Origin of the sequence: Priestia sp. LL-8, from assembly GCF_036227845.1 — a bacterium.
GTDB lineage: Bacteria > Bacillota > Bacilli > Bacillales > Bacillaceae_H > Priestia > Priestia zanthoxyli.
Genome location: NZ_JAZAQH010000001.1, coordinates 4,731,249 through 4,752,516 on the forward strand (window position 1 = coordinate 4,731,249; position 21,268 = coordinate 4,752,516).

Sequence of the window (21,268 nt, forward strand, 5' to 3'; positions counted from 1 at the left end):
GTATAGAGATTTTATTTTTATTTATCATCTGCTTTGTTTAATCTATTCAGCAAGTGGAATATATATCATATTCACTACTGTTTTCATCTATATACATATGATAGCAGAAATACAATTTTTAATCACAGTTCAAAAACCTTAGTTTCACACATATACTTTCATCTACCGCTTTTTTCATCATACAGGTTTAGCTTTTCAGACATTTTAAGTTGAGGGAGGACGTCTCAATGGAGTTATTCTCAAATTTTCCACTTTGGAGTTCATTAATCGCTATTTTCTTTGCTCAATTTATTAAGATTCCCCTTTCTTTTGTAGCTACTAAGAAAATAGACGGCAGCTTATTTTTTAGTACGGGAGGCATGCCAAGCTCTCACTCCGCAGCAGTAACTTCCTTAGCAACTGCCATTGGGCTAGCAGAAGGCCTTAAATCCCCTATTTTTGCTCTCTCCGCTATTTTTGCCATTATTGTCATGTTCGATGCTAAAGGAGTAAGAAGACACGCAGGAGAGCAAGCAACGGTTTTAAATCGTTTGGTTGAAGATTTTCAGCGCGCGGTAAAAGAGGCAAAGCTATGGACGACCAATGAAGAAGACGAAAAACAAGTGAAGCTAAAAGAGCTGCTTGGACATAAGCCTATTGAAGTTTTCTTTGGAGCCTTAACAGGGATAGCAGTTGCTTTTGTAACGTATTATGTATGGCCATAAAACATAAGAAAACACATGAAGAATTCTTCATGTGTTTCTCGTTTATTTTACCTGCTGACGAAAAACCTGCATCGATTTCTTTTCATTCAGCATTGTTAACTCTTCTTCAGTTAAGCGGCCGTCCCCTGATTTCACTACATAGACGTTTAATTCTTTTTTACCCCATATGTTGTACACATCGGAAACAGTCTCAAAATATAAATCAAGATGATTGCCTTTAATAGCCCCACCTTTATCTGCTACCACTCCATAGCCATAGCCCGGAATAAACAAGATCGTGCCGATTGGAAATATGGTCAAATCAGCAGCGATGGTTGAATACAAGTCACGTTTTACTTTAACGCCCGAATATGTAATACCATACCCTGGATGATTGGGATTTTTCCCAGTTGATTCATAACCAGCTGTGTAACCCGTCGCCAATACATTCTTAGTTGGATAACGCGACCAATCAAATGCTTCTTCAATCGTCAGACGCTCTTTGTCATTGCTAGCTGCTTCAGCTCTTAGTGGTTTTAGAAATGATGGCAAGAACCTTTCATTCATTAGAGGATGCCCTGTACTGTTTATAAAAGGCATATATTTGATGACTGTGGTTATTGAGACGCCAGTAATTGCTTCATATGTTGTAAACAGCGCTCCGACCAGTAGTAGGCACATAATGAATCGCTTTGCTATTTTTCCAATCATTGTGATTTCCACAACTCCTCTCACGAATCTATTTGTTTCCAACATAAAAACAAATTATTCGTTTGCGAGAAGAATTTACATTTAAAACATTTGGTACCCTCTTGTTCGTAAAGATTTAATGGTAATGCCTGAAGCTAATGCACCTATAAAACCAGCCATTAAAATCGCAATGTCAGCTGTGGCTAAAGATAGCACTTTTGTCCCTAGCTGTTGAAAGGAGTGAGCGGGATGTTGAATGTAATCAACCGCTCTTACATCATCGATAATAAAAATAAAAATCACGGGATAAATAATGGCCATAATCCAAGACATGCGAAGCAGCATATTCAATAAGAAACCGATTCCAAAAAACAAAACAAAAAACAACAAGATGGAGATAATTAGTACAGGCACACTCATTTCCATTGCTTTTCGCCTCCGTTACTCTTTATACTCTCAGTTTACTTAAGAGTAATGAAGGCGTCAATCACAGAAAAGTAAGTTAATACCAAAAAAGCAAAAGGTTTAAAGACCTTTTGCTTTTTGTTTTAAAAGAAATTAAATTTTCCTTTTTTCAATACAAGACCTGCTCCGCCTTGAAGGAAAAGCGAACGATTATCAACAACTTTTTTCATAAAAGATGCGCTTGAACCAAATAGTTTTCGACCATATACAACGCCAATTGCGTCATCATGCCCTAACGAACATACCGTTCCTTTAATATCTGGTTTGAACTCGCTTAATTCTTTTTGCCCTTTCATCAAACGGCTAATATTTTCAGCGCAGGTACCGCCTTGTTGCATAGCGATTTGAGCTGTTGGCGGATAAGGACGTTCTGTTTCAGGGTTAATCATTAGTGAACAATCTCCAATAACAAACACATCTTCATGTCCTGGTGCCAGCAAGCTATTACTTACTTTTACACGTCCGCGCATGTTCTCAAATCCAGCTTTTTCAATCACATGACTGCCTCGAACCCCTGCAGCCCATACAACTGTTGCTGATTTGATTTCTTCTACTTGGTCATCTTTTGATACAATAATTCCTTCTTCTGTACACTCTTTAATCGCTGTTCCGATCTTGAACTCGATTCCTTTTCGTTCTAGTTGTGTTACCGCATATTCTACAAGTTCTGGATCAAAACCTGGTAAAGCCGTAGGCGCTGCTTCTACACAAATAACGCGCACTTTTTCACGCGGAATATCAAACTCTTTGCAAAGCTGAGGGACTCGATTTGCTAATTCTCCCACAAATTCAATGCCGGTAAAGCCAGCACCCCCAACAATAATTGTCAGAAGTTCGTCTCTTTTTTCCACTTCATTGTTGTACGTCGCAAACACATAATCAATATGCTCACGAATTTGACGTGCTGCATTAATGCTCGTAATGGTAAATGCATGTTCTTTTAAACCCTTAATTCCGAAAGTTTCTGCTTCATACCCTAAAGCAACAACTAAATAATCGTACGTTAGCTCACTGTTTTCAAGAAGAACACGCTTTTCATCTAACTTAATATCTACGACCGTGTCTTTGATAAATGTAACCTTATTTGTGTTAATTAAATTTTTAACAGGAACACGAGAGCGATCTTGATGAATTGTACCTGCTGATACTTCATGAAGCCATGTCGTTTCGTAATGGTAATCGTTTTTATTTACTAAAACAATTTCCGCATCGCTAGCACCCAGTTTCTTTTGTAAATTAACAATTGTCATAATGCCGCCATACCCGGCACCCAAAATGACGATTTTAGGCTTTTTCATAGGAATGTCATCCACCTTTTTTAGTTATAGTCACAAGTATGTCTTACAAATATAATGATAAGAGCAATTTTATTTGGTTTGCTTTTTTGTGTTAGTTTGAGCAAGAACGATCATCGCTATCCATTTATTATTCATATAAGAAAAATAATGTGAATCACTTCACGTTCTTTTTTAAAAAAATACATTTTTTCTTTTTCAAAAAAATGTAAGCATAAGTCCTAGCTTGATTTACACAAACATCTTATGCTTTTTTCATCGGTTTTTCAACCCTTCACTTTGTATTTACAAGCTTTTAAATTTTCAATTACTTTCCTGTATACCCAGTTTTATATTTGACCAAAACGTGTGGTTATGTTAATGATTGCAAATACTGATCTTTAAGTTGAGAAAGTTTCTCAAACATTCCAGCGTGTTTTAATGATATTTTATAATTTACTATGCTATCATAAAGTAGAATATGCATTGGCACAGAACAATCTAGAGGTGATTATAAATGAAAGAAGATAAACAAGTATATGATATTACCATCATCGGAGGCGGCCCTACAGGCTTATTTACAGCATTTTATGGCGGTATGCGTCAGGCGAGCGTGAAAATTATTGAAAGCTTACCACAGCTTGGTGGACAGCTTTCTGCTTTATATCCTGAAAAATATATTTATGACGTAGCTGGTTTTCCAAAAGTACGCGCTCAAGAATTAGTCAATAACCTAAAAGAGCAAATGGATCAATTTAAACCTGCAGTTGCGCTAGAGCAAGCAGTAGAAAAGGTAGAAAAACAAGCGGACGGCGTGTTTCGATTAACTACTAATTCTGAAGTCCACTATTCAAAAACAATTATTATTACGGCTGGAAACGGTGCATTTAAGCCCCGTAAAATCGAGCTAGAAAACGCAGAACAGTTCGAGCAAACGAACCTTCATTATTTTGTGGATGATATGAATAAATTCAAAGGCCGCAAAGTATTAGTATGCGGGGGCGGGGATTCTGCTGTCGACTGGTCTCTTATGTTAGAGCCGATCGCAGAAAAAGTAACGTTAACGCATCGCCGAGACAAGTTCCGCGCTCATGAACATAGCGTAGAAAACTTGCATAATTCATCAGTTGATATTAAAACACCATATGTACCGGTTGAATTTATTGGAGATGACCGTATTACACAAGTTGTGTTAGAAAATACAAAAGGTGAAGAAAAGACAGTAGTAGACGTAGATGATGTTATTGTAAACTTTGGATTTGTTTCTTCTCTAGGTCCGATTAAAGAATGGGACTTAGATTTAGAGAAAAATGCAATTGTTGTTAACTCAAAGCAAGAAACAAATATTCCTGGCATCTATGCAGCAGGTGATGTCTGCACATATGATGGAAAAGTAAAACTCATCGTGGCAGGATTTGGCGAAGGTCCGACTGCCGTTAATAACGCTAAAGCATACATTGATCCAAAGGCTCGCTTACAGCCTATGCACAGTACGTCAATGTTCTCATAAAAAAGCAGGCTCTCGCCTGCTTTTTTTCATTGCTGGATTGGTGTAACCATTCGATGAATGATTTCACTCATCATTTCTGCATCACTGCTTATTAAACAGATTTCATAAAAGGAATGGTTTCCTTCTTGACTAGTTACGCTCATTCTGTAGGCCTTCAAACCTTCGAGCTTGCTTAAATATTTCACTACCTCTGGTTGACCGACAATACATTCAATCAGCAGAATATGCTCTCCTTCAACTGCTCCGTAGCTTTCAGCCAGAGATGCGTTAGCATTTTCATAATAGCGGATGTAAGGTTCAGAATGATTAAGAGGCGCAGAGGACGAGTTTTGATGACAGGGTTCACCTGAGGAAAAAGGCAAATGCTGAACAAATAAATGCGATTCACTGAAGTGAATCTTTTTTGCATCCTTAGACTCCACTTTCCCATTTTCAAGTTTTAACCAGTTTATAAACCCCTTCCATAGAATAGGCAGGGTGTTTTTTTTACGAAAACTTCCGTAACCTCCTACTTGTTCCGCGTCGTAACGAGTCGCATCTATCAAATCCGTTCATCTCCTCTTTTTTATTGAGTATAAAAAAAGACTGATTATTCAGTCAACACTTTTGATAGATGATGTAACATACAAAAACTTCTCACTAAAAAAGCTTTCTTCACCTCATCTGGTGAAGAAAGCTTTTTTATAAAAATATACTTAGCACTCTTCCGGAGCACCTGCGTTGCTTGCTGTACGGAAAGAAGAACCGCAGCCGCATGCTGCAATGGCGTTCGGATTATCGATTGTAAATCCTCCGCCTAGCATAGATTGCTTGTAATCAATTTTTACATCTTTTAAAATTGGAGCACTTTCGCTATCTACAAGAATCTTAATGCCATGTTGTTCAAACAGCGTATCGTTTTCATTTACTTCGTGAGCAAAACCCATGCCGTAAGAAAGACCTGAACAGCCCCCTCCATTTACATTCACACGTAAATAAGCATTTTCTTCTTCATGTTCTTTCATCATATCTTTTATTTGAAAGCTTGCAGCTTCTGTAATTGTTAGGATATCTTGACTCATTTTTAAACAGACCTCCTTTTTTGTTTAGTATACGACGAAATGTCTGTGACGACAAATCGTCTGCTTCTTCATTTTTTAATAATAATACGTGCCGTCACAAATCACATTGGCTGGACCCGTCATTAATACATTGCCTTTATTTTTCCAAACAATCGTTAAATCTCCTCCAGCAAGGTGTACGACAGTAGGAACATCTTTTTTCGTCTTCTTATTTAACACGGACGAAACAACAGCAGCGCATGCTCCTGTCCCACATGCTTGAGTGATACCCGAACCTCTTTCCCATACGCGAAAGTTAAGCTCGCTTTCATTCACTACCTCCACAAATTCAACATTCACTCCTTCTGGAAAACGCGAATCTTTTTCCACCACGGGGCCTAGTGTAGTAAGAGGCGCTTGTTCAATATCATTTACGTAAAAGACGACGTGAGGATTTCCCATTGATACAGCCGTCCCTTTTAACCGTTCTTTTCCAAATTCCATCTCTTCATCAACGACTTGGTGTTGGCTTGCTCCTGTCATCGGAATTTGTTCTCTAGCTAAAATCGGCTCTCCCATATCGATTGTTACTTCTGGAACTTCATTGCCTTGCGGATGAACCGTTGCTTCTACAATTCCAGAGAGCGTTTCGATAAAAAATCTTTCGCTTGCTACTAAATTATGTTCATATGCATATTTAGCTACACATCTTAAACCATTTCCACAGTTTTTTGCTTCGGAGCCGTCATTATTAAATACGCGCATTTTCACATCTGCACGTTCAGATGGACAAATAAGAATCATTCCATCTGATCCTATGCCCGTATAAACATTTGAAACTTTTACCGCAAGCGGCGCTAACTCTTGCTCTTCTATATGTTCTTCAAACATATTTACGTAGATATAGTTGTTACCAAGCGCATGCATTTTTGTAAACTGAAATTTCTTCATATTATCACCCATTATTTTTTTATGTAGCTCTAGTATAAAGTGATTCTCTTTTGTACACAATAATATCATCCCCCGTTTTTTTAGCTCCTTAATCATAACGATTAAGGGGTTTTTTATTTTTTTCTCCTTTGGAATACTAAAGAAAAAATCAACATGAGGATTGAAAAAAAGATGGTTAAAGCGCAGATATTTGCTCCAAAACGCATAAAAAAGCACGGCAAAACTAGCCGTGCTTACATCATCTATTCTATTAGCCTCATGTCCCTCTCCTGATAAAAAAGGATACGACAGCGGGGATAGTTTAAAACATTGGGTTTTCTTCTAAATGAATGTAAATATTATCTACTAACTGTTCAGGTGTTTCCCCTGTAACAATCTCTCCATTTACCAAGGCAAATAAAGATTGTGAACATTTTCCGCAATAACCTAAACATCCGTATTCAATAATATCTAGATTTGGATCTTTTTCAAGCTTTTCTAAAGCTGTTTGAGAACCGCTGGCTAAATTGCTAACGCAAAATTCAATAATTGGCTGTATCACGTTTTTCACCTCTCTACTATTAGTTTATCCTATCTCCTTTCATTTTCAACGTCAACTTTGGAAATTTACGTTCATTTTGCGCACGCTTTTTGACTTCACAGACTTTTTTCACAAAAACGTATAAAGAAAGCTTTATTACAAGGGTAGCTTGAAATTATGTTGAAACATATTGTGGTTTTTTATTAATTTAGTTATACTTTTATGTATAGAAAACCAAACGAGGTTATATTAAATTATTATTTAAGTAAAATATGTTATCTTATATAGCCTTTCATATCTTTTTGGCAACCATCCTTATTAACGGTAATTTGTACTCTTCTATTCTTAAAAGCAAGAATAATAGAGAGAAAACAAAAATGCATGAAGCTAAAGGGGAAATTCACATGAAGAACCTTGTCATACTGGGCGGCGGATACGGTGGTATGCGCGTTTTGCAGCGCCTTTTTCCGAATCAATTGCCTAACGATGTAGAAGTAACGCTTATTGACAAAGCACCTTATCACTCACTAAAAACTGAATTCTATGCACTTGCAGCTGGAACAATCTCTGATCAGCATGTTCGTGTTGCTTTTCCTGAACACCCTCGCTTAAAAATTCGCTATGGCTGTGTAAAACGCATAGACCTGAAAGAAAAATGCGTCTATGTAGATGATCAAATGATCGCTTACGATGACCTGATTGTAGGACTTGGATGCGAAGACAAATATCATGGAGTTCCTGGAGCTCTTGAGCATACATACAGCATTCAATCCATTGATGCTTCACGAGCAACTTATCAGACATTAAACAACTTGCCAGCCCACGCTACTGTTTCAATTGTAGGAGCGGGATTAAGCGGAGTAGAACTAGCGAGCGAGCTAAGAGAAAGCCGCCCGGATTTAAAAATCATCTTATTTGACCGCGGTAAATTAATTTTGTCTGCTTTCCCAGAACGTTTAAGTAATTACGTTCAAACTTGGTTTACTTCAAACGGTGTCGAAATCGTAAATAGTGCTAATATTACAAAAGTAGAACCAAACATTCTTTATAATCATGATGAGCCCATTCAAAGCGATGCAATCGTGTGGACAGCAGGTATCCAGCCAAATAAAGTAGTACGCGATTTAGACGTAGAAAAAGACCCTCAAGGACGCGTCGTATTAACGAAATACCATAACTTGCCTGACGACGAAAATGTCTACATTTTAGGTGACTGCGCAAGTCTACCGCATGCACCAAGCGCTCAGCTGGCAGAAGGTCAGGCTGAACAAATCGTGCAAGTACTTCTTCACCGCTGGAAAGGCGAAGCGCTTCCGGATGAATTACCAACTATTAAATTAAAAGGCATACTTGGTTCATTAGGCAAAAAGCATGGATTTGGCTTAGTTGCCGAACGTCCAATTACAGGACGCGTAGCTCGATTATTAAAATCAGGTATTCTTTGGATGTATAAACACCACAGTGGATAAAATAAAAGCCGTTAGATGACTGACAATCTAACGGCTTTTATCGTTATGAAGCGCAGAAACCATGCTTCTCCATTTCCTCAAATACGCGCTTTAATTTCGGGTTGCCTTCCCCAACAATTTCTCCGTTAATGACCACTACAGGATAGAATAAATCTTCCTCAATCACACGCTTGGCAAAAGCTGCTTTCTTCGGATCAGCAGGCGGCTCGTTTATATCTACATATGTGATAGCAAACGGCTGATTCGGATATTTACGAGAAATAGCTGCCTCTAGCCAATCATAGGTGTCTTTTGAAGACGGCAGGTTAACGCAGCTTGCACAAACAATTTCAGCTCCATAAATACACACTTCTACCTCAGTTGATTGCATAGCACATCCCCCTTGAACCTTTACATATAAACTGTACGATTATTCACACTTTTACTTCATTATGAATACTATTTTACACAAAACTGATTCATTGCACATCTTTTTCTTTTAAGGTAACATTACGATGTATACTCCGATAGATTTTTCATGAAAGACCGTTTATAATAAGAGTAGAAGAAAGGAGTCGATAGTTATGTCAGAAATGCACGAGCAAGTTCAAGAAGTATTAGAAAAACTTCGTCCGTTTTTACTTCGTGACGGTGGAGACTGTGAGCTAGTAGACGTAGAGGATGGTATTGTAAAATTACGTCTTTTAGGCGCTTGCGGAAGCTGCCCAAGTTCAACAATTACGCTAAAAGCTGGTATCGAACGTGCCCTTTTAGAAGAAGTACCTGGTGTAGTTGAAGTAGAACAAGTATTCTAATCTCTTTGATTTTATTATAAAAGCAACCTCCCATTGTATTGGGGCTTGCGAATGAAAAATCCTCATTCAAATGAATGAGGATTTTTTTATTAACTCGTTGTGACTTCAGCTTCTACAAATACACCTTTGCGATCAATTTGTAAAACATCTATTTCGCAGTTCGGCAGTAAAGCATACATATGTTCAGCAATCGCTTTTCCTTTTCCTTTTGGCGCTAAACATAATACACTCGGACCGGCTCCGCTTAGTGACACACCGTATGCGCCGAGAGCTTTTGCTTCTTTTCGCACAAGAGAAAGCTCTGGCACGAGTCTCATACGATAAGGTTCGTGATATAAATCTTTCTCCATAAATTCGCCTACCAGAGGTAAATCTTTATTTAACAGAGCTGCTACTAGCATATTGCCGATCGCTCCTGCTTCTACTGCATGACGATAATTAATATCGGAAGGCAGCACATCACGAGCATCCGTTGTTTTTAACTCATATTCTGGAATAGCCATCACGATATCGACATCAAATTCAGGTATTTGAGCAATGTACGTTTCATCTTCATGATGGTAACCAACAACGATGCCACCGTAAATAGACGGGCTGACGTTATCGGGATGTCCTTCCATTAAGCTGCTGATGCGAAGCTTTTCTCTTTTAGATAAACGCAAGTCACACAGTACATTTGCCAGTTCGATTCCAGCTACGATAGCCGATGCACTGCTTCCAAGTCCCCTCGCTAATGGAATGTTGCTCCAAACAGAGACCTTCGCACTTGGAAGATCAATGTTAAATTGACGAGCCACGTCTTGTGCCACTTCATACATTAAGTTATCTGTACCTGTAGGAATACTTTTCACTTCTTTCGTTTCAGGGATAAAAATCCATTCGTCATGACGCTCTACTGTTAATCTTAAGTAGCGAGATAAAGCCACTCCAATGGAATCAAATCCTGGTCCTAAATTAGCAGAGCTAGCTGGGACCGTAATGACAAAGCGCTCATTTTCTAGCATGAAGCAACGACACCTTGGATATACTCAAATACTTTTTCTTCATCATTTGGTAAAACTACTGGCTTTACATTATGAGCATCGATTGCTACGTTTGGATCTTTTAATCCGTTACCTGTTAGTACAGCTACTACCGTTGAACCTTTTGCAATTTTACCAGAAGCTACATCTTTGAATACACCAGCAATTGAAGCGCAAGAACCTGGCTCTGCAAATACGCCTTCTTTGCGTGCAATTGTACGATATGCTTCTAAGATTTGTTCATCTGTTACTTCATCAATTTTTCCGTTTGATTCTTTTGCTGCGTTTACAGCATAATCCCAGCTTGCTGGATTTCCGATTCGAATAGCCGTTGCAATTGTTTCTGGGTTTTCGATAACTTGGTTACGTACGATCGCCGCTGCACCTTCTGCTTCAAAACCATGCATGTGAGGAAGAGACGTTTGATGACGCTCACTGTACTCTTTGAATCCTTTCCAGTAAGCTGTAATGTTCCCTGCGTTCCCTACCGGAATAGCTAAAACATCAGGCGCTTTTCCAAGCTGTTCACAAATTTCGAAAGAAGCTGTTTTTTGCCCTTCAATACGGTATGGGTTTACAGAGTTTACAAGTGCAACAGGTGATGTTTCACTTAGCTTACGAACCATAGAAAGCGCTTGGTCAAAGTTTCCTTCAATTGCTACAATTTCTGCACCATACATAACAGCTTGAGCTAATTTCCCCATCGCAATTTTTCCATTTGGAATAACAACGATACAGCGCATGCCAGCGCGTGATGCATAAGCTGCTGCAGCTGCAGATGTGTTACCTGTGGATGCACAAATAACCGTATTGCTTCCTTCTTCTTTTGCTTTGGCTACAGCCATTACCATTCCGCGGTCTTTAAATGACCCCGTTGGATTTAGCCCTTCTACTTTTACATGTAAGTCAATGCCTAGCTCTTTTGATAAATGAGCAAGATGAATTAAAGGCGTATTTCCTTCATGTAGTGTAAGCATAGGTGTTTTCTCTGTTACAGGTAAAAATTCTTTATATTCAGCTAATAGACCTTTCCACATCATACTGTGCCAACTCCCTCTACGCGGTAACTGCTTTTTACATTTTCTACAATTGGTAAATCCCTAAGCTGCTGAAGGATTTCCTCATAATCTTTTTGAGATGTTTTGTGTGTAACAACAACAATCTCAGCTAATTCGCTTCCTTTCACAGGAAGTTGGATAATTTTTTCGAAGCTCACGCCACGCTCTGAAAATAGTGTTGTTAATTTTGCAAATGCGCCAACTTGATCTTTAACATGAATACGTAAGAAATGCTTTGAGAACATTTCATCTTCTGCTTTTAACTGTTTTGGATATTGAGGTGTTACCGCACTTTTACCATTTACACCTAAACGCATGTTTTTCATAACGCCTACTAAATCTGATACGACAGCAGTGGCAGTTGGCAGGCTTCCTGCCCCTGGTCCGTAGAACATCGTTTCTCCAACAGCTTCTCCGTATACATACACAGCATTGTACTCATCGCTTACTGAAGCAAGGGGATGTGTATCTGCTAAAAGAGTTGGCTGAACACTAACTTCTACATTGTCGCCGTCACGATGTGCATATCCAATCAGTTTCATCGTATAGCCTAATTGTTTACTATATTGCAAGTCTTCTTCCGTTACTTCTGTAATACCTTGAACACGAACATCGTCCAAGTCAATTTTCATTGAAAACCCTAGTGTAGCCAAGATTGCCATTTTGCGAGCAGCATCTAAACCACCTACGTCAGAAGTTGGATCAGCTTCAGCATATCCTAAATCCTGCGCTTCTTTTAACACTTCATCATAAGCGCTTCCTTCTTTTGTCATTTTCGTTAAAATGAAGTTTGTTGTACCATTTACAATTCCCATCATTTTGGTAATACGATCAGATGCTAACCCATCTGCTAATCCACGAAGAATTGGAATACCGCCTGCTACACTTGCTTCATAAAATAAATCACAGTTGTTTTCAGAAGCTACCGTTAACAATTCTGAGCCGTAAACTGCCATTAAATCTTTGTTTGCCGTTACAACATGCTTTTTATTACGAAGGGCTGTTAAGATATAATCCCTTGTTTCTTCAACTCCACCCATTACTTCAATGACAACGTCAATCTCCGCGTTATGTAAAACGTCTTCAACATTCGTTGTTAATCTATCTTCACTAATTTCTACGTCACGTTTCTTATCAATATCTTTAACTACTACTTTTTTAACTTCTACTGGGCACCCGACTTGATGACTTAATTTGTCCTGATGATTTTCAATAATTTTGACTACTCCGCTTCCTACCGTTCCTAATCCTAATAATCCTACTGAAATACTTTTTGTCATATTCCTCACCTCTGTGTTCTTTCTACGTATACATTTGTTCTCTTATAGAGGACATTATAGACCTTATTTTTCTTTTTTACAAGGTTTACTGGCCATCTTTTCTCGTAAACTCGTAAAAAAATCGGTATATAAAGATAAATGTAAATTTTTAAAATATTTCATTTTATTATCATAACATGGCTCCCACTGTTTTTTAATAAAAAAAAGACAATTTCACCGAAATGAAATTGCCTTTTTCTGTTATGATTTTTTCGCAAACGCTTCTTTGTTTACAATTGTAATAGGAGACTCGTTTGTAAGTACTGCTTTAATATTTTTAACACATAAAGAAATCATTTCCGTACGTGTTTCGATACTCGCACTGCCGATATGAGGAAGCCCTATAACATTAGGCAACTGAAGAAGAGGGTGAGAAGCAGAAATAGGCTCTTGATCGAATACATCCAAGCCAGCTCCAGCAATTTCACCGGATTGAATCGCTTGTAACAATGCTTGCTCATCAACCACCGCTCCTCTTGAAGCATTAATAAAAATCGCAGTTTTTTTCATCTGTTCAAATGCTGAAGCATTAAATAAATGTTTGGTTTTCTCCGTTAAAGGTGTCAAACACACAACAAAATCAGATCGTTCGAGCAGCTCATTTAACTCACAATAAACTGCATCGAGCTTTTTCTCTGCTTGAAGGTTGCGGCTTCGATTGTGGTACAAGATTTCCATATCAAAACCTGTAGCACGTTTCGCAAGCGTCTCTCCAATTTTACCCATTCCAACAATACCTAATGTTTTATGATGAACATCTCTACCCGCTAACAAAAATGGACTCCAGCTTTTCCACTGATTTTCTTTCACATATTCAGCAGCTTCTACTAAACGTCTAGCTACACTCATTAATAAACCAAACGTTAAATCTGCTGTTGTATCAGATAAAACATCAGGCGTATTAGAAACGATAACTCCTCGTTCAGTTGCCGCTTCTACGTCAATATTATCGAATCCGACCGCCAAGTTAGCTACAAGCTTTAAATGAGGAGCTTGCGTAAGTAATTCACGATCAATACGATCTGAAAGCATTGTTAATAGCGCATGTGCGTGTTTAGCTTTTTCACGAAGCAGCTCATGAGGGACTGCCTCATCTTCTTTATCCCACATTTCCACATTCGCTACTGCCTTTAAAGGTTCGATTAATTCATTCGGTATTTTTCTCGTAATAAATACAAACGGCTTGTCCATATGTACGCCACCTCTTTATCCTTTTTAAACTGCATGCACAAAAACAAAATAGAAAAACGGGGTTGGATTATCCAACACCTATTTTTCTATTTTATCATATTCTATAGTAATCGCTTTTTAATGAATCCATGTTAATTCAGGAATGTGATAACGAGACGTTGAAATACCTACCGACTGGTAAAAGCGCTTCAGAAAAGCTTCGTAGTGAGAAGAATGAGCTAATACTCCTTCCAGCTTCTCATAATACTTTTGTTTTTGCCGCTCATCTTGTACACTGTAGTACCCTTCAATAACCTCAAAATAATGAACAGGAAAAAGAAGTCTAGCATATAACAGTCTCCATGAAAAAGAAGAAAGTGGATTTACCTTTTCGTATTCACTTAAAAACTGATGCATGTGCCTTTCATCGACAGCGTATGTTAATAAATATTGTTCCCTTATATATTCAGCTATATCTCTGCTAGGATGATCGAAGACCCAGTCTGCTGGGAGCTTGTAAACGTAGTCTTCCCCCCATGTTTTTTGCCCGAACCGATGGTGACAAATCGTTGCAGCGTCAACTGAACGAGGCAAATCGTCAATTTCCGTGTCTACTAGGTATTGAATAGCATTTTCCGTTAATCCTAGGTAATAAGGAAAAGTTTCTAAAAAACGTTTTTCCATCTCTTGATTAGGTAAAGCACGTAATCTTCCATACCAAAATTGCTCCATCTGGTCGAGACGCTTCTCCCACATGGACTTCCATTGCCCTAGCCGGTTTGCTTTTTCCACTTCATAAGGAAACAGCCTCCCTTTTTGATGAAAAACAGCTAGCTCGTGCCCAGGTGAAAAATTGGGGTTTTTCTCTTCCGCAAGACAGCGGCAAATGATAAATTTTTCAGTTTCATTTTCTGTAATCATTTCACCATTCAAATTAGGCATAAAGGTTGCCACATGGCGATCACCTTGCCCCATCAGAAATTGGCTCATTTGATATAGTTCATTTAACTCGTCTTGCTCCATTTGCTTTACATTAATGATTGTATATAAAATATCTCGATACTGAAAACCTTCAAATTTACCAACGGGCATAAATTCATTTGGACGTAATCCGTAATGCTCATAAATGGTTTGTATCATTTTAATCCCTCTCTTCATTCATTCAAGAAATTATATGATGGAAAACAACATTACTTGTCATAATATTTACGGAGGAATGAATAGATTAGAAATACACCATTTATAGTTATTTACTCCGGGTTAGTAGTATGAAACAACTTTAGACTTAAAAATATATAGAAAACAGGTGATGATACTTGGAGAAAAAACATACACAAAGTGAGTTAGAAAAAAAAGCAAGAGAATGGTTAATAGAACGCGGCGTGGCTCTTACAGACATTGCTGAACTGGTCTATTACTTGCAAAAAAAATATCACCCAAACTTAACAATCGAAGAATGTTTATATAACGTTGAACGCGTCATTTCTAAACGAGAAGTTCAAAATGCTATTTTAACGGGTATTCAACTAGATGTCCTCACGGAAAAAAAAGTGATTGAGCCACCTCTGTTAGATATTCTTGAGAAAGACGAAGGTTTATACGGTATCGACGAGATTTTAGCATTATCGATTGTAAATGTGTACGGATCAATCGGCTTTACCAATTACGGGTATATTGATAAACAAAAGCCAGGTATTCTAGAACGATTAAACGATAAATCGACTGGAGAGTGCCACACTTTCTTAGATGATTTAGTAGGCGCAATTGCCGCCGCTGCTTCTAGCCGGTTAGCGCATCGGGCTGCCAGTCAAGAATAGGTTTTAAAAACAAAAAAAGCTGTCAATTGACAGCTTTTTAAATTCGCTCCATCCACTCTTTTAGTGAATCTACCGTATAAGTTGGTTTTTTCTCATATCCTTCTAGTAACTCTCTTGTTGTTACCCCTGTATGGACTAATAATGTATCTAAGCCTGCATTCATCCCTGCTAAAATATCTGTATCATAGTAATCACCAATCATGATTGTTTCTTCTTTTGGCGTACCGATGACTTCAAGGGCTTGCTCCATAATAATACTTTCTGGTTTGCCAATAAATACTGGATTTGTTTGAGTAGAAACCGTAATAACGGACGTGATAGATCCATTACCAGGCAGTAAGCCTCTTTCAGTAGGAATTGCAATATCTCCGTTCGTTGAAACAAAAAAGGCGCCGTTTCGAACGTTTAAACATGCTTTTGCTAATTTTTCATATGTAATTTCCTGATCCAAACCAACAACTACGAAATCCGTATCTTCCTCTTCAATGGTAAATCCTTTTTCAAGCAACGCATGTCGGATTCCTTCTCCACCAATTACATAAGCTGAAGCGTTTGCTTTGCGTTCATGTAAATAATTAGCTGTTGCCTGGCTCGTTGTAAACACTTGCTCTTCTGTTGCAGGAATGCCAAATGCCTCTAGCTTTTCAGCTACTTTATCGGGCGTTTTTGTTGAGTTGTTTGTTACAAATAAATAAGGAATTCCTTTTTCCTTTAATTTAATAACAAAATCACGCGCCTCAGCAATTAGCTCTGTTCCTTTGTACATTGTTCCGTCTAAATCAATCAAATATCCTTTATATTCCTTCATGTTGTGTGATCTCCTTTCAAGTCTCATACTTGAAATCATAGCTTATTTTTTATACAACTACAAATTGCTTGCCTTTAGTTACGAAAAGCAGACACAGGCCCTAACTCTGTCTCTAGATATGTCCTTACGCGCTCTGAAAATGCTGCCAGTACGTCTTTATGCTGCATCACTTTTTGATAAATGTCCTGATGATTAACATCCACATATTCTTGAACAAGGCTTTTACGCAATTGAACGATCTCTTTTAATGGCGTTTCTTCTTCTTTTTTAACCACTTTCTCATCAACTAAAATGTCAATGATATCGTCGTAACTGCCTGGATCTCTCATAATAAACCCATCAATCATGGCATTTCCTACATCTAAAACGTTTTCAATTAAAAGGTGTACAATTCTCTCTAATGCCTTTTTCTCTATTTCTGTGTTCCAGCTCCCATGCTCAGCAAACAAACGAACGTGCTCATCAAAAAAAACAAGCGTAGCTTCTATTTTTTCACGATCTACAAAGTACATATTATTTCCTCCCTAGTTGTCAGCTCTCTATAAATCTTTTTTCATAAACAAACGGGGCTCCTGTTCTATTTTATCATGACCCATTATCCATTTGATAAATTCATTTTTGTTTTTGACCTTATTTGATATGATACAAATACAACCTATGAAAGGAGTATACCTATGAGCGAACGCTTTTATCTATATGACGATGTTGTATCTACAAAGACCCGGTTTGTCAGCTTTATGGGCGAGAATCAACGATTTGATTTAGCTATCATCCAAACCGACCGTTATTATGGCAAACAAGTTGTTCTTGATATTCAAGGAGGACGCTTTGCCATCATTGGACAAGATGACCTTGAAGAACCAAACTATCTTGAAGAAGTATTTAAATTAAACAGTGAAGACGGTCAGGAACTTCGCGAATTTTTATATGAAATCATCTAAAAAAAAAGGCAGCGTGAAGGACAATTAGTGTCTTCGGCTTGCCTTTTTTTACTTATGGACTTTTTTTAAGACAAAATACGCACAGCCAAAGTTACAATATTCATGTAAATAGTCTTGAAGCGTACTAATCTTCGTATCATACGTTGCCTTTTGATTTCGGTCATCAAAAAAGCCTCGCAGTCGAAGCTGATTGTATCCCCAATCTCCCACAATATAGTCATAGCGGCTCAGCACGTCGATAAAGCGACCTCTAAACGCCTCTTCATTAAATGCCTCGCGCTCATCTTTTAATACTTCATAACAAATATTATTGATACAGACCATTGCTCACACCTCTTCTCTTAAAATTTACCATACCATAATTATGATGATGAAACCATCAATTAACATGAAATTTTTCACGTATAAGCAGCACTCTAATCCTGTAGGAGTTTTATCGGTACACCTACTGATCTTTTATGCTCCACATGAAGGTTCGCCGGTTTACCTGGCGTACGATATTTAACTACAGGAGGTGGAAATGGTGAAGAAATCTATTCTTGGAATCGCTTTGATAACAAGCATTTTAACCATTGGCTGTCAAAATAAAAACACAGCTGAAAATGAAAATTTATCACCAAACAACCCAGATGCCATTAATGTAAACGAGCCTAATCACTATTATAATCCAAATAATAATAGCGGTACAAATTATGGATATGTTCGATACACTAAAAACACAAATGAACAAAATTCCAATATGAACCAAGTAGGAACATTTAATCGAGAAGAAGCAGCCGACAATATTAGTAAACTGAGCACCGCTATACCAGATATTAAGCAAGCCGCTACGCTAGTAACTGATAAAGATGTGCTTGTTGCTTATAAAACAGATGCTAAAAACAGGAATAACGCAGCCGATCAGGTAAAACGTACAGCTATGTCTGTAGTTCCTCGTTATTATCATGTATACGTCTCAGATAATCCGAAACAGATGGATCAAATTGAAAATATCAGTGAAATGAATACGCAAACGAATGATGCTAGAAAACGAATCGATGCCGTTATTCAACAAATGCTAAAATCTCCCCAAGGGCGTAAAATGAACGGCGGAGAAGATGCAAATGGAAGAGAGAAAAACGAATTGAATGAACCAATGACGGACAAAGATATGGTGGAATAAACAAAAAAGTTGAGACGTAACTAAAAGAATGTGATCGAAAGACGAAGAAATGAGACACATGAGCTGAACCGCTTGTGACACCGCAGTTGATTTCCGTGCAAGGCTTCGCTTTCCGCGGGCGGGCGCTGAGCCTCCTCGTCGCGTACGCTCCTGTGGGGTCTCACCTGTTCCGCTGTTCCCGCAGGAGTCTTCGCCTTGCCCTCCAATCAACTGCTAGAAGGAACAAAACAGATAAATTTTACGTTAACCGTAACAAAAAAAAACGAACCACTAATCAAACAGTTTGATTAGTGGTTCGTTTTTCACTTCGGCTAAACGACTTTTGTTCCAGCCTCTTTTTACCTTATTTACTTTCTTGTGCTTTGTTTTTTGCAGCAGCGTTAACTTGCTCATCTGCATGGTAAGAAGAACGTACAAGAGGACCTGCTTCAACATGGCTGAATCCTTTTGATAATGCAATTTCTTTTAGCTCTTCAAACTCATTTGGATGGTAATATTTTTGAACTTTTATGTGCTTTTTAGTTGGCTGTAGATATTGGCCTAGCGTCATAATATCTACATTATTTGCACGCAAATCATCCATCGTTTCAATAATTTCTTCTTTTGTTTCTCCTAGACCAAGCATAATACTTGATTTCGTAGGAATATCCGGCTGCATTTCTTTTGCACGGCGAAGGAACTCAAGAGAACGCTCATATTTAGCACGAGCACGAACACGAGGCGTAAGGCTGCGTACTGTTTCAATATTATGATTTAAAATATCAGGACGTGCGTCCATTACAATACGTAAGTTCTCTTCCACACCGCCCATATCAGAAGGCAATACTTCAATTGTTGTGAATGGATTTTTACGACGAATCGCACGAATTGTTTCAGCTAATACGCTTGCTCCTCCGTCTTTTAAATCATCGCGAGCTACTACTGTAATAACCGCATGTTTTAAGTTCATTAGCTGAACAGAATCTGCTACGCGTTCTGGCTCTTCTAAATCTAATTCTGTTGGTAAACCTGTCTTAACCGCGCAAAAACGACAGGCACGTGTACATACTTCTCCTAAAATCATAAAAGTTGCCGTACGACGAACAGCCCAACACTCATGAATATTCGGACATCTTGCTTCTTCACAAACTGTATGAAGGTTTTTCTCACGCATCATTTTCTTTAAGCCTGTGTAATTTTCGTTTGTGTTTAGCTTAATCTTCAGCCACTCGGGTTTGCGGACATGCTCTTCTTTTGTTGCCATATTATCAACTCCACCAATCTAGAAAATGTCTATAACCTATATGCTTAATTTTAACTACATATTAAAAACATAACTATATGTCACTTTATCATAAAAAAGTGAGATTCGACAAGTTGTCTGCTCTTTATTTTCCTCGGTTTTCTTCTATTTTCCATTCAAATGTGTGCGTTTTCATCCTCCGTATAATTTCCATTTATCTTCTGAATAAAATTCTTTAAAAAAGTTTTGACGCGATTTCCATTAATTAATATTTATGAAATCTTTTTTCTCGCTGCAAACTAGTGTTACACACTATTTTTAGAAAGGGGGAAACACGATGCGCAAAACGATTATCTTACTTTTTATGTTCATGTCTATATTCACAGGATGGCACCACGTAACAGCTGAATCTTCAGCAGATCAAGAAAAAATACTTATTCAAAAAAGATTAGAGCTGTATAAACAAATGGAAGCCGCTACTACGATTCCCTGGTACTACTTTGCTGGGATTGACCAGTATGAACGAAATATTCGACGCTCTCATAAAGATATTCCAAGAGAAAAAGGTGCAATCGCCATTTATTATCCTCCAGAAAAATGGTCAGGTTCTTTAAATCCAAATTTGGAAGATACAAACCCACTTACTATTTCTCTCCTCGGGGGAATGGGTAAAGATGGGAACGGAGACAAAAAAGCAGACCAATTTAATGATGAAGATATGCTTTTTACCATGGCAGATTATATTCGGACGTTCGGGGTGTCCGAAGACTATATTAAAATTGCGCTTTGGAACTATTATCACCGGGCTAAAGCGGTTGATATTATTTTAGGGAATGCTAAAATTTTTCGCCATTACGGTCGCATTGATTTAAAAGGTTCTTCATTTCCTGTGCCTCTCCGTGCGAACTACAGTTACCGCAGTACATGGGGAGATGCCCGCGGCTGGGGTGGAAAACGAATCCATGAAGGAACAGACATTTTTGCAGATTACGGAGTTCCAGTAAAATCCCCTTGCTATGGCATTATTGAGCTTAAAGGATGGAATAAATACGGAGGCTGGCGAATCGGTATTCGTGACCTTCATAATAACTATCACTATTTAGCTCATTTAAGCGGATTTGCAAAAAATTTAAAAGTAGGACAAATTGTAGAACCAGGAACACTCATTGGCGGAGTAGGAAGTTCCGGTTATGGACCTCCTGGAACTTCTGGGAAATTCCCTCCTCACTTGCATTATGGAATGTATAAAGATAACGGCAAAAATGAGTGGTCGTTTGACCCATATCCTCAGTTAAGAACGTGGGAACGAAATGATCGTTTAGAACTAAAGAAAAAATAAAAAAACAGGAAGCT

25 protein-coding genes are annotated in these 21,268 nt (G+C 38.1%); 8 read left to right on the forward strand and 17 right to left on the reverse strand.

The annotated features are described in order from the left end of the window. Nucleotides 1–227 precede the first annotated feature (227 nt). Nucleotides 228–704 carry a divergent PAP2 family protein gene (locus tag U9R83_RS24755; protein ID WP_013085319.1) on the forward strand — a complete coding sequence of 159 codons (477 nt, stop codon included), beginning with the start codon at nucleotides 228–230 and terminating at the stop codon, nucleotides 702–704. Between the two features lie 42 nt (nucleotides 705–746). Here U9R83_RS24755 and U9R83_RS24760 read toward each other — a convergent pair whose 3' ends face one another. The 3 genes from U9R83_RS24760 to U9R83_RS24770 all read right to left on the reverse strand — a co-directional run bounded on the left by U9R83_RS24760 (nucleotide 747) and on the right by U9R83_RS24770 (nucleotide 3,136). Beyond that, nucleotides 747–1,394, reverse strand: coding sequence for a 3D domain-containing protein (locus tag U9R83_RS24760; protein WP_014457910.1), 648 nt, complete (start codon nucleotides 1,392–1,394; stop codon nucleotides 747–749). Between the two features lie 81 nt (nucleotides 1,395–1,475). Then, nucleotides 1,476–1,799 carry a YuiB family protein gene (locus tag U9R83_RS24765; protein ID WP_013059616.1) on the reverse strand — a complete coding sequence of 108 codons (324 nt, stop codon included), beginning with the start codon at nucleotides 1,797–1,799 and terminating at the stop codon, nucleotides 1,476–1,478. A gap of 122 nt (nucleotides 1,800–1,921) precedes the next feature. Continuing rightward, entirely contained in the window at nucleotides 1,922–3,136 is a 1,215-nt protein-coding gene (locus U9R83_RS24770; RefSeq protein ID WP_025752690.1) for an NAD(P)/FAD-dependent oxidoreductase, read from the reverse strand. A 493-nt stretch (nucleotides 3,137–3,629) separates the two neighbouring features. Here U9R83_RS24770 and U9R83_RS24775 point away from each other — a divergent pair, with 493 nt between their 5' ends. Further along, complete coding sequence (locus tag U9R83_RS24775; RefSeq protein ID WP_013059618.1) at nucleotides 3,630–4,622, forward strand: NAD(P)/FAD-dependent oxidoreductase; 993 nt, start codon at nucleotides 3,630–3,632, stop codon at nucleotides 4,620–4,622. A 26-nt stretch (nucleotides 4,623–4,648) separates the two neighbouring features. Here U9R83_RS24775 and U9R83_RS24780 read toward each other — a convergent pair whose 3' ends face one another. From U9R83_RS24780 to U9R83_RS24795, 4 genes are all read right to left on the reverse strand, one after another. Continuing rightward, nucleotides 4,649–5,167, reverse strand: coding sequence for a hypothetical protein (locus tag U9R83_RS24780; RefSeq protein WP_115655027.1), 519 nt, complete (start codon nucleotides 5,165–5,167; stop codon nucleotides 4,649–4,651). Nucleotides 5,168–5,317: 150 nt separating this feature from the next. Beyond that, complete coding sequence (locus U9R83_RS24785) at nucleotides 5,318–5,683, reverse strand: HesB/IscA family protein (RefSeq protein ID WP_013059620.1); 366 nt, start codon at nucleotides 5,681–5,683, stop codon at nucleotides 5,318–5,320. 75 nt (nucleotides 5,684–5,758) lie between these two features. Then, on the reverse strand, nucleotides 5,759–6,613 hold the full coding sequence (dapF, locus tag U9R83_RS24790; protein ID WP_208732842.1) for a diaminopimelate epimerase: 855 nt from the start codon (nucleotides 6,611–6,613) through the stop codon (nucleotides 5,759–5,761). A gap of 301 nt (nucleotides 6,614–6,914) precedes the next feature. Next, complete coding sequence (locus tag U9R83_RS24795) at nucleotides 6,915–7,154, reverse strand: YuzB family protein (RefSeq protein WP_014457904.1); 240 nt, start codon at nucleotides 7,152–7,154, stop codon at nucleotides 6,915–6,917. Nucleotides 7,155–7,537: 383 nt separating this feature from the next. Here U9R83_RS24795 and U9R83_RS24800 point away from each other — a divergent pair, with 383 nt between their 5' ends. Further along, nucleotides 7,538–8,602: an NAD(P)/FAD-dependent oxidoreductase gene (locus U9R83_RS24800; protein ID WP_013085326.1), complete on the forward strand. Its 1,065-nt coding sequence runs from the start codon at nucleotides 7,538–7,540 to the stop codon at nucleotides 8,600–8,602. A gap of 43 nt (nucleotides 8,603–8,645) precedes the next feature. On the opposite strand, the gene U9R83_RS24805 is transcribed toward U9R83_RS24800, so the two are convergent. After that, nucleotides 8,646–8,972, reverse strand: coding sequence for a YuzD family protein (locus U9R83_RS24805; RefSeq protein WP_014457903.1), 327 nt, complete (start codon nucleotides 8,970–8,972; stop codon nucleotides 8,646–8,648). 193 nt (nucleotides 8,973–9,165) lie between these two features. Between U9R83_RS24805 and U9R83_RS24810 the strand changes: the two genes are divergently transcribed. Continuing rightward, nucleotides 9,166–9,396 carry a NifU family protein gene (locus tag U9R83_RS24810; RefSeq protein WP_013059625.1) on the forward strand — a complete coding sequence of 77 codons (231 nt, stop codon included), beginning with the start codon at nucleotides 9,166–9,168 and terminating at the stop codon, nucleotides 9,394–9,396. An 89-nt stretch (nucleotides 9,397–9,485) separates the two neighbouring features. Here U9R83_RS24810 and thrB read toward each other — a convergent pair whose 3' ends face one another. The 5 genes from thrB to yutH all read right to left on the reverse strand — a co-directional run bounded on the left by thrB (nucleotide 9,486) and on the right by yutH (nucleotide 15,105). Beyond that, entirely contained in the window at nucleotides 9,486–10,400 is a 915-nt protein-coding gene (thrB, locus tag U9R83_RS24815) for a homoserine kinase (protein ID WP_243550049.1), read from the reverse strand. Next, nucleotides 10,394–11,455 carry a threonine synthase gene (gene thrC, locus U9R83_RS24820; protein ID WP_025752680.1) on the reverse strand — a complete coding sequence of 354 codons (1,062 nt, stop codon included), beginning with the start codon at nucleotides 11,453–11,455 and terminating at the stop codon, nucleotides 10,394–10,396. Before thrC ends, thrB begins: the two co-directional genes overlap by 7 nt. Then, the gene (locus U9R83_RS24825) at nucleotides 11,455–12,756 is read right to left on the reverse strand and encodes a homoserine dehydrogenase (RefSeq protein ID WP_014457900.1); all 1,302 of its coding nucleotides are present in this window, start codon (nucleotides 12,754–12,756) and stop codon (nucleotides 11,455–11,457) included. Before U9R83_RS24825 ends, thrC begins: the two co-directional genes overlap by 1 nt. 240 nt (nucleotides 12,757–12,996) lie before the next feature. Beyond that, nucleotides 12,997–13,986: a 2-hydroxyacid dehydrogenase gene (locus U9R83_RS24830; RefSeq protein ID WP_243550051.1), complete on the reverse strand. Its 990-nt coding sequence runs from the start codon at nucleotides 13,984–13,986 to the stop codon at nucleotides 12,997–12,999. Nucleotides 13,987–14,103: 117 nt separating this feature from the next. Then, nucleotides 14,104–15,105, reverse strand: a complete 1,002-nt coding sequence (gene yutH / locus U9R83_RS24835; protein ID WP_042991834.1) for a spore coat putative kinase YutH — start codon at nucleotides 15,103–15,105, stop codon at nucleotides 14,104–14,106. A gap of 176 nt (nucleotides 15,106–15,281) precedes the next feature. Between yutH and U9R83_RS24840 the strand changes: the two genes are divergently transcribed. Further along, nucleotides 15,282–15,782: a phosphatidylglycerophosphatase A family protein gene (locus tag U9R83_RS24840; protein ID WP_014457897.1), complete on the forward strand. Its 501-nt coding sequence runs from the start codon at nucleotides 15,282–15,284 to the stop codon at nucleotides 15,780–15,782. 37 nt (nucleotides 15,783–15,819) lie between these two features. Here U9R83_RS24840 and U9R83_RS24845 read toward each other — a convergent pair whose 3' ends face one another. Further along, entirely contained in the window at nucleotides 15,820–16,590 is a 771-nt protein-coding gene (locus tag U9R83_RS24845; RefSeq protein ID WP_013059632.1) for a TIGR01457 family HAD-type hydrolase, read from the reverse strand. Nucleotides 16,591–16,664: 74 nt separating this feature from the next. Continuing rightward, the gene (locus U9R83_RS24850) at nucleotides 16,665–17,102 is read right to left on the reverse strand and encodes a DUF86 domain-containing protein (RefSeq protein WP_014457896.1); all 438 of its coding nucleotides are present in this window, start codon (nucleotides 17,100–17,102) and stop codon (nucleotides 16,665–16,667) included. A gap of 162 nt (nucleotides 17,103–17,264) precedes the next feature. Here U9R83_RS24850 and U9R83_RS24855 point away from each other — a divergent pair, with 162 nt between their 5' ends. Continuing rightward, nucleotides 17,265–17,531, forward strand: a complete 267-nt coding sequence (locus tag U9R83_RS24855) for a DUF3055 domain-containing protein (protein ID WP_013059634.1) — start codon at nucleotides 17,265–17,267, stop codon at nucleotides 17,529–17,531. Between the two features lie 48 nt (nucleotides 17,532–17,579). On the opposite strand, the gene U9R83_RS24860 is transcribed toward U9R83_RS24855, so the two are convergent. Further along, nucleotides 17,580–17,855 (reverse strand): YutD family protein, encoded by a 276-nt coding sequence (locus tag U9R83_RS24860; protein WP_013059635.1) that lies wholly within the window; start codon nucleotides 17,853–17,855, stop codon nucleotides 17,580–17,582. Between the two features lie 196 nt (nucleotides 17,856–18,051). Here U9R83_RS24860 and U9R83_RS24865 point away from each other — a divergent pair, with 196 nt between their 5' ends. Continuing rightward, complete coding sequence (locus U9R83_RS24865; protein ID WP_014457895.1) at nucleotides 18,052–18,693, forward strand: YhcN/YlaJ family sporulation lipoprotein; 642 nt, start codon at nucleotides 18,052–18,054, stop codon at nucleotides 18,691–18,693. Nucleotides 18,694–19,036: 343 nt separating this feature from the next. On the opposite strand, the gene lipA is transcribed toward U9R83_RS24865, so the two are convergent. Continuing rightward, nucleotides 19,037–19,936 (reverse strand): lipoyl synthase, encoded by a 900-nt coding sequence (gene lipA, locus U9R83_RS24870; RefSeq protein ID WP_013059637.1) that lies wholly within the window; start codon nucleotides 19,934–19,936, stop codon nucleotides 19,037–19,039. A 316-nt stretch (nucleotides 19,937–20,252) separates the two neighbouring features. On the opposite strand from lipA, the gene U9R83_RS24875 reads away from it, so the two are divergent. Further along, on the forward strand, nucleotides 20,253–21,254 hold the full coding sequence (locus U9R83_RS24875; RefSeq protein ID WP_016765822.1) for a M23 family metallopeptidase: 1,002 nt from the start codon (nucleotides 20,253–20,255) through the stop codon (nucleotides 21,252–21,254). The last annotated feature ends 14 nt before the right edge of the window (nucleotides 21,255–21,268 follow it).

Excerpts from the sequence above, each read along its gene's own strand:
- U9R83_RS24760 (WP_014457910.1), bottom strand. The coding sequence starts at position 1,394 with ATGATTGGAAAAATAGCAAAGCGATTCATTATGTGCCTACTACTGGTC.
- U9R83_RS24805 (WP_014457903.1), bottom strand. The coding sequence starts at position 8,972 with ATGCAATCAACTGAGGTAGAAGTGTGTATTTATGGAGCTGAAATTGTT.
- U9R83_RS24850 (WP_014457896.1), bottom strand. The coding sequence starts at position 17,102 with ATGTACTTTGTAGATCGTGAAAAAATAGAAGCTACGCTTGTTTTTTTT.
- yutH (WP_042991834.1), bottom strand. The coding sequence starts at position 15,105 with ATGATACAAACCATTTATGAGCATTACGGATTACGTCCAAATGAATTT.
- U9R83_RS24830 (WP_243550051.1), bottom strand. The coding sequence starts at position 13,986 with ATGGACAAGCCGTTTGTATTTATTACGAGAAAAATACCGAATGAATTA.
- U9R83_RS24845 (WP_013059632.1), bottom strand. The coding sequence starts at position 16,590 with ATGAAGGAATATAAAGGATATTTGATTGATTTAGACGGAACAATGTAC.
- U9R83_RS24770 (WP_025752690.1), bottom strand. The coding sequence starts at position 3,136 with ATGAAAAAGCCTAAAATCGTCATTTTGGGTGCCGGGTATGGCGGCATT.
- U9R83_RS24800 (WP_013085326.1), top strand. The coding sequence starts at position 7,538 with ATGAAGAACCTTGTCATACTGGGCGGCGGATACGGTGGTATGCGCGTT.
- U9R83_RS24855 (WP_013059634.1), top strand. The coding sequence starts at position 17,265 with ATGAGCGAACGCTTTTATCTATATGACGATGTTGTATCTACAAAGACC.
- U9R83_RS24865 (WP_014457895.1), top strand. The coding sequence starts at position 18,052 with ATGGTGAAGAAATCTATTCTTGGAATCGCTTTGATAACAAGCATTTTA.
- thrB (WP_243550049.1), bottom strand. The coding sequence starts at position 10,400 with ATGCTAGAAAATGAGCGCTTTGTCATTACGGTCCCAGCTAGCTCTGCT.
- U9R83_RS24775 (WP_013059618.1), top strand. The coding sequence starts at position 3,630 with ATGAAAGAAGATAAACAAGTATATGATATTACCATCATCGGAGGCGGC.
- U9R83_RS24810 (WP_013059625.1), top strand. The coding sequence starts at position 9,166 with ATGTCAGAAATGCACGAGCAAGTTCAAGAAGTATTAGAAAAACTTCGT.
- U9R83_RS24875 (WP_016765822.1), top strand. The coding sequence starts at position 20,253 with ATGCGCAAAACGATTATCTTACTTTTTATGTTCATGTCTATATTCACA.
- dapF (WP_208732842.1), bottom strand. The coding sequence starts at position 6,613 with ATGAAGAAATTTCAGTTTACAAAAATGCATGCGCTTGGTAACAACTAT.
- U9R83_RS24755 (WP_013085319.1), top strand. The coding sequence starts at position 228 with ATGGAGTTATTCTCAAATTTTCCACTTTGGAGTTCATTAATCGCTATT.
- U9R83_RS24825 (WP_014457900.1), bottom strand. The coding sequence starts at position 12,756 with ATGACAAAAAGTATTTCAGTAGGATTATTAGGATTAGGAACGGTAGGA.
- lipA (WP_013059637.1), bottom strand. The coding sequence starts at position 19,936 with ATGGCAACAAAAGAAGAGCATGTCCGCAAACCCGAGTGGCTGAAGATT.
- U9R83_RS24785 (WP_013059620.1), bottom strand. The coding sequence starts at position 5,683 with ATGAGTCAAGATATCCTAACAATTACAGAAGCTGCAAGCTTTCAAATA.
- U9R83_RS24765 (WP_013059616.1), bottom strand. The coding sequence starts at position 1,799 with ATGGAAATGAGTGTGCCTGTACTAATTATCTCCATCTTGTTGTTTTTT.
- thrC (WP_025752680.1), bottom strand. The coding sequence starts at position 11,455 with ATGTGGAAAGGTCTATTAGCTGAATATAAAGAATTTTTACCTGTAACA.
- U9R83_RS24860 (WP_013059635.1), bottom strand. The coding sequence starts at position 17,855 with ATGGTCTGTATCAATAATATTTGTTATGAAGTATTAAAAGATGAGCGC.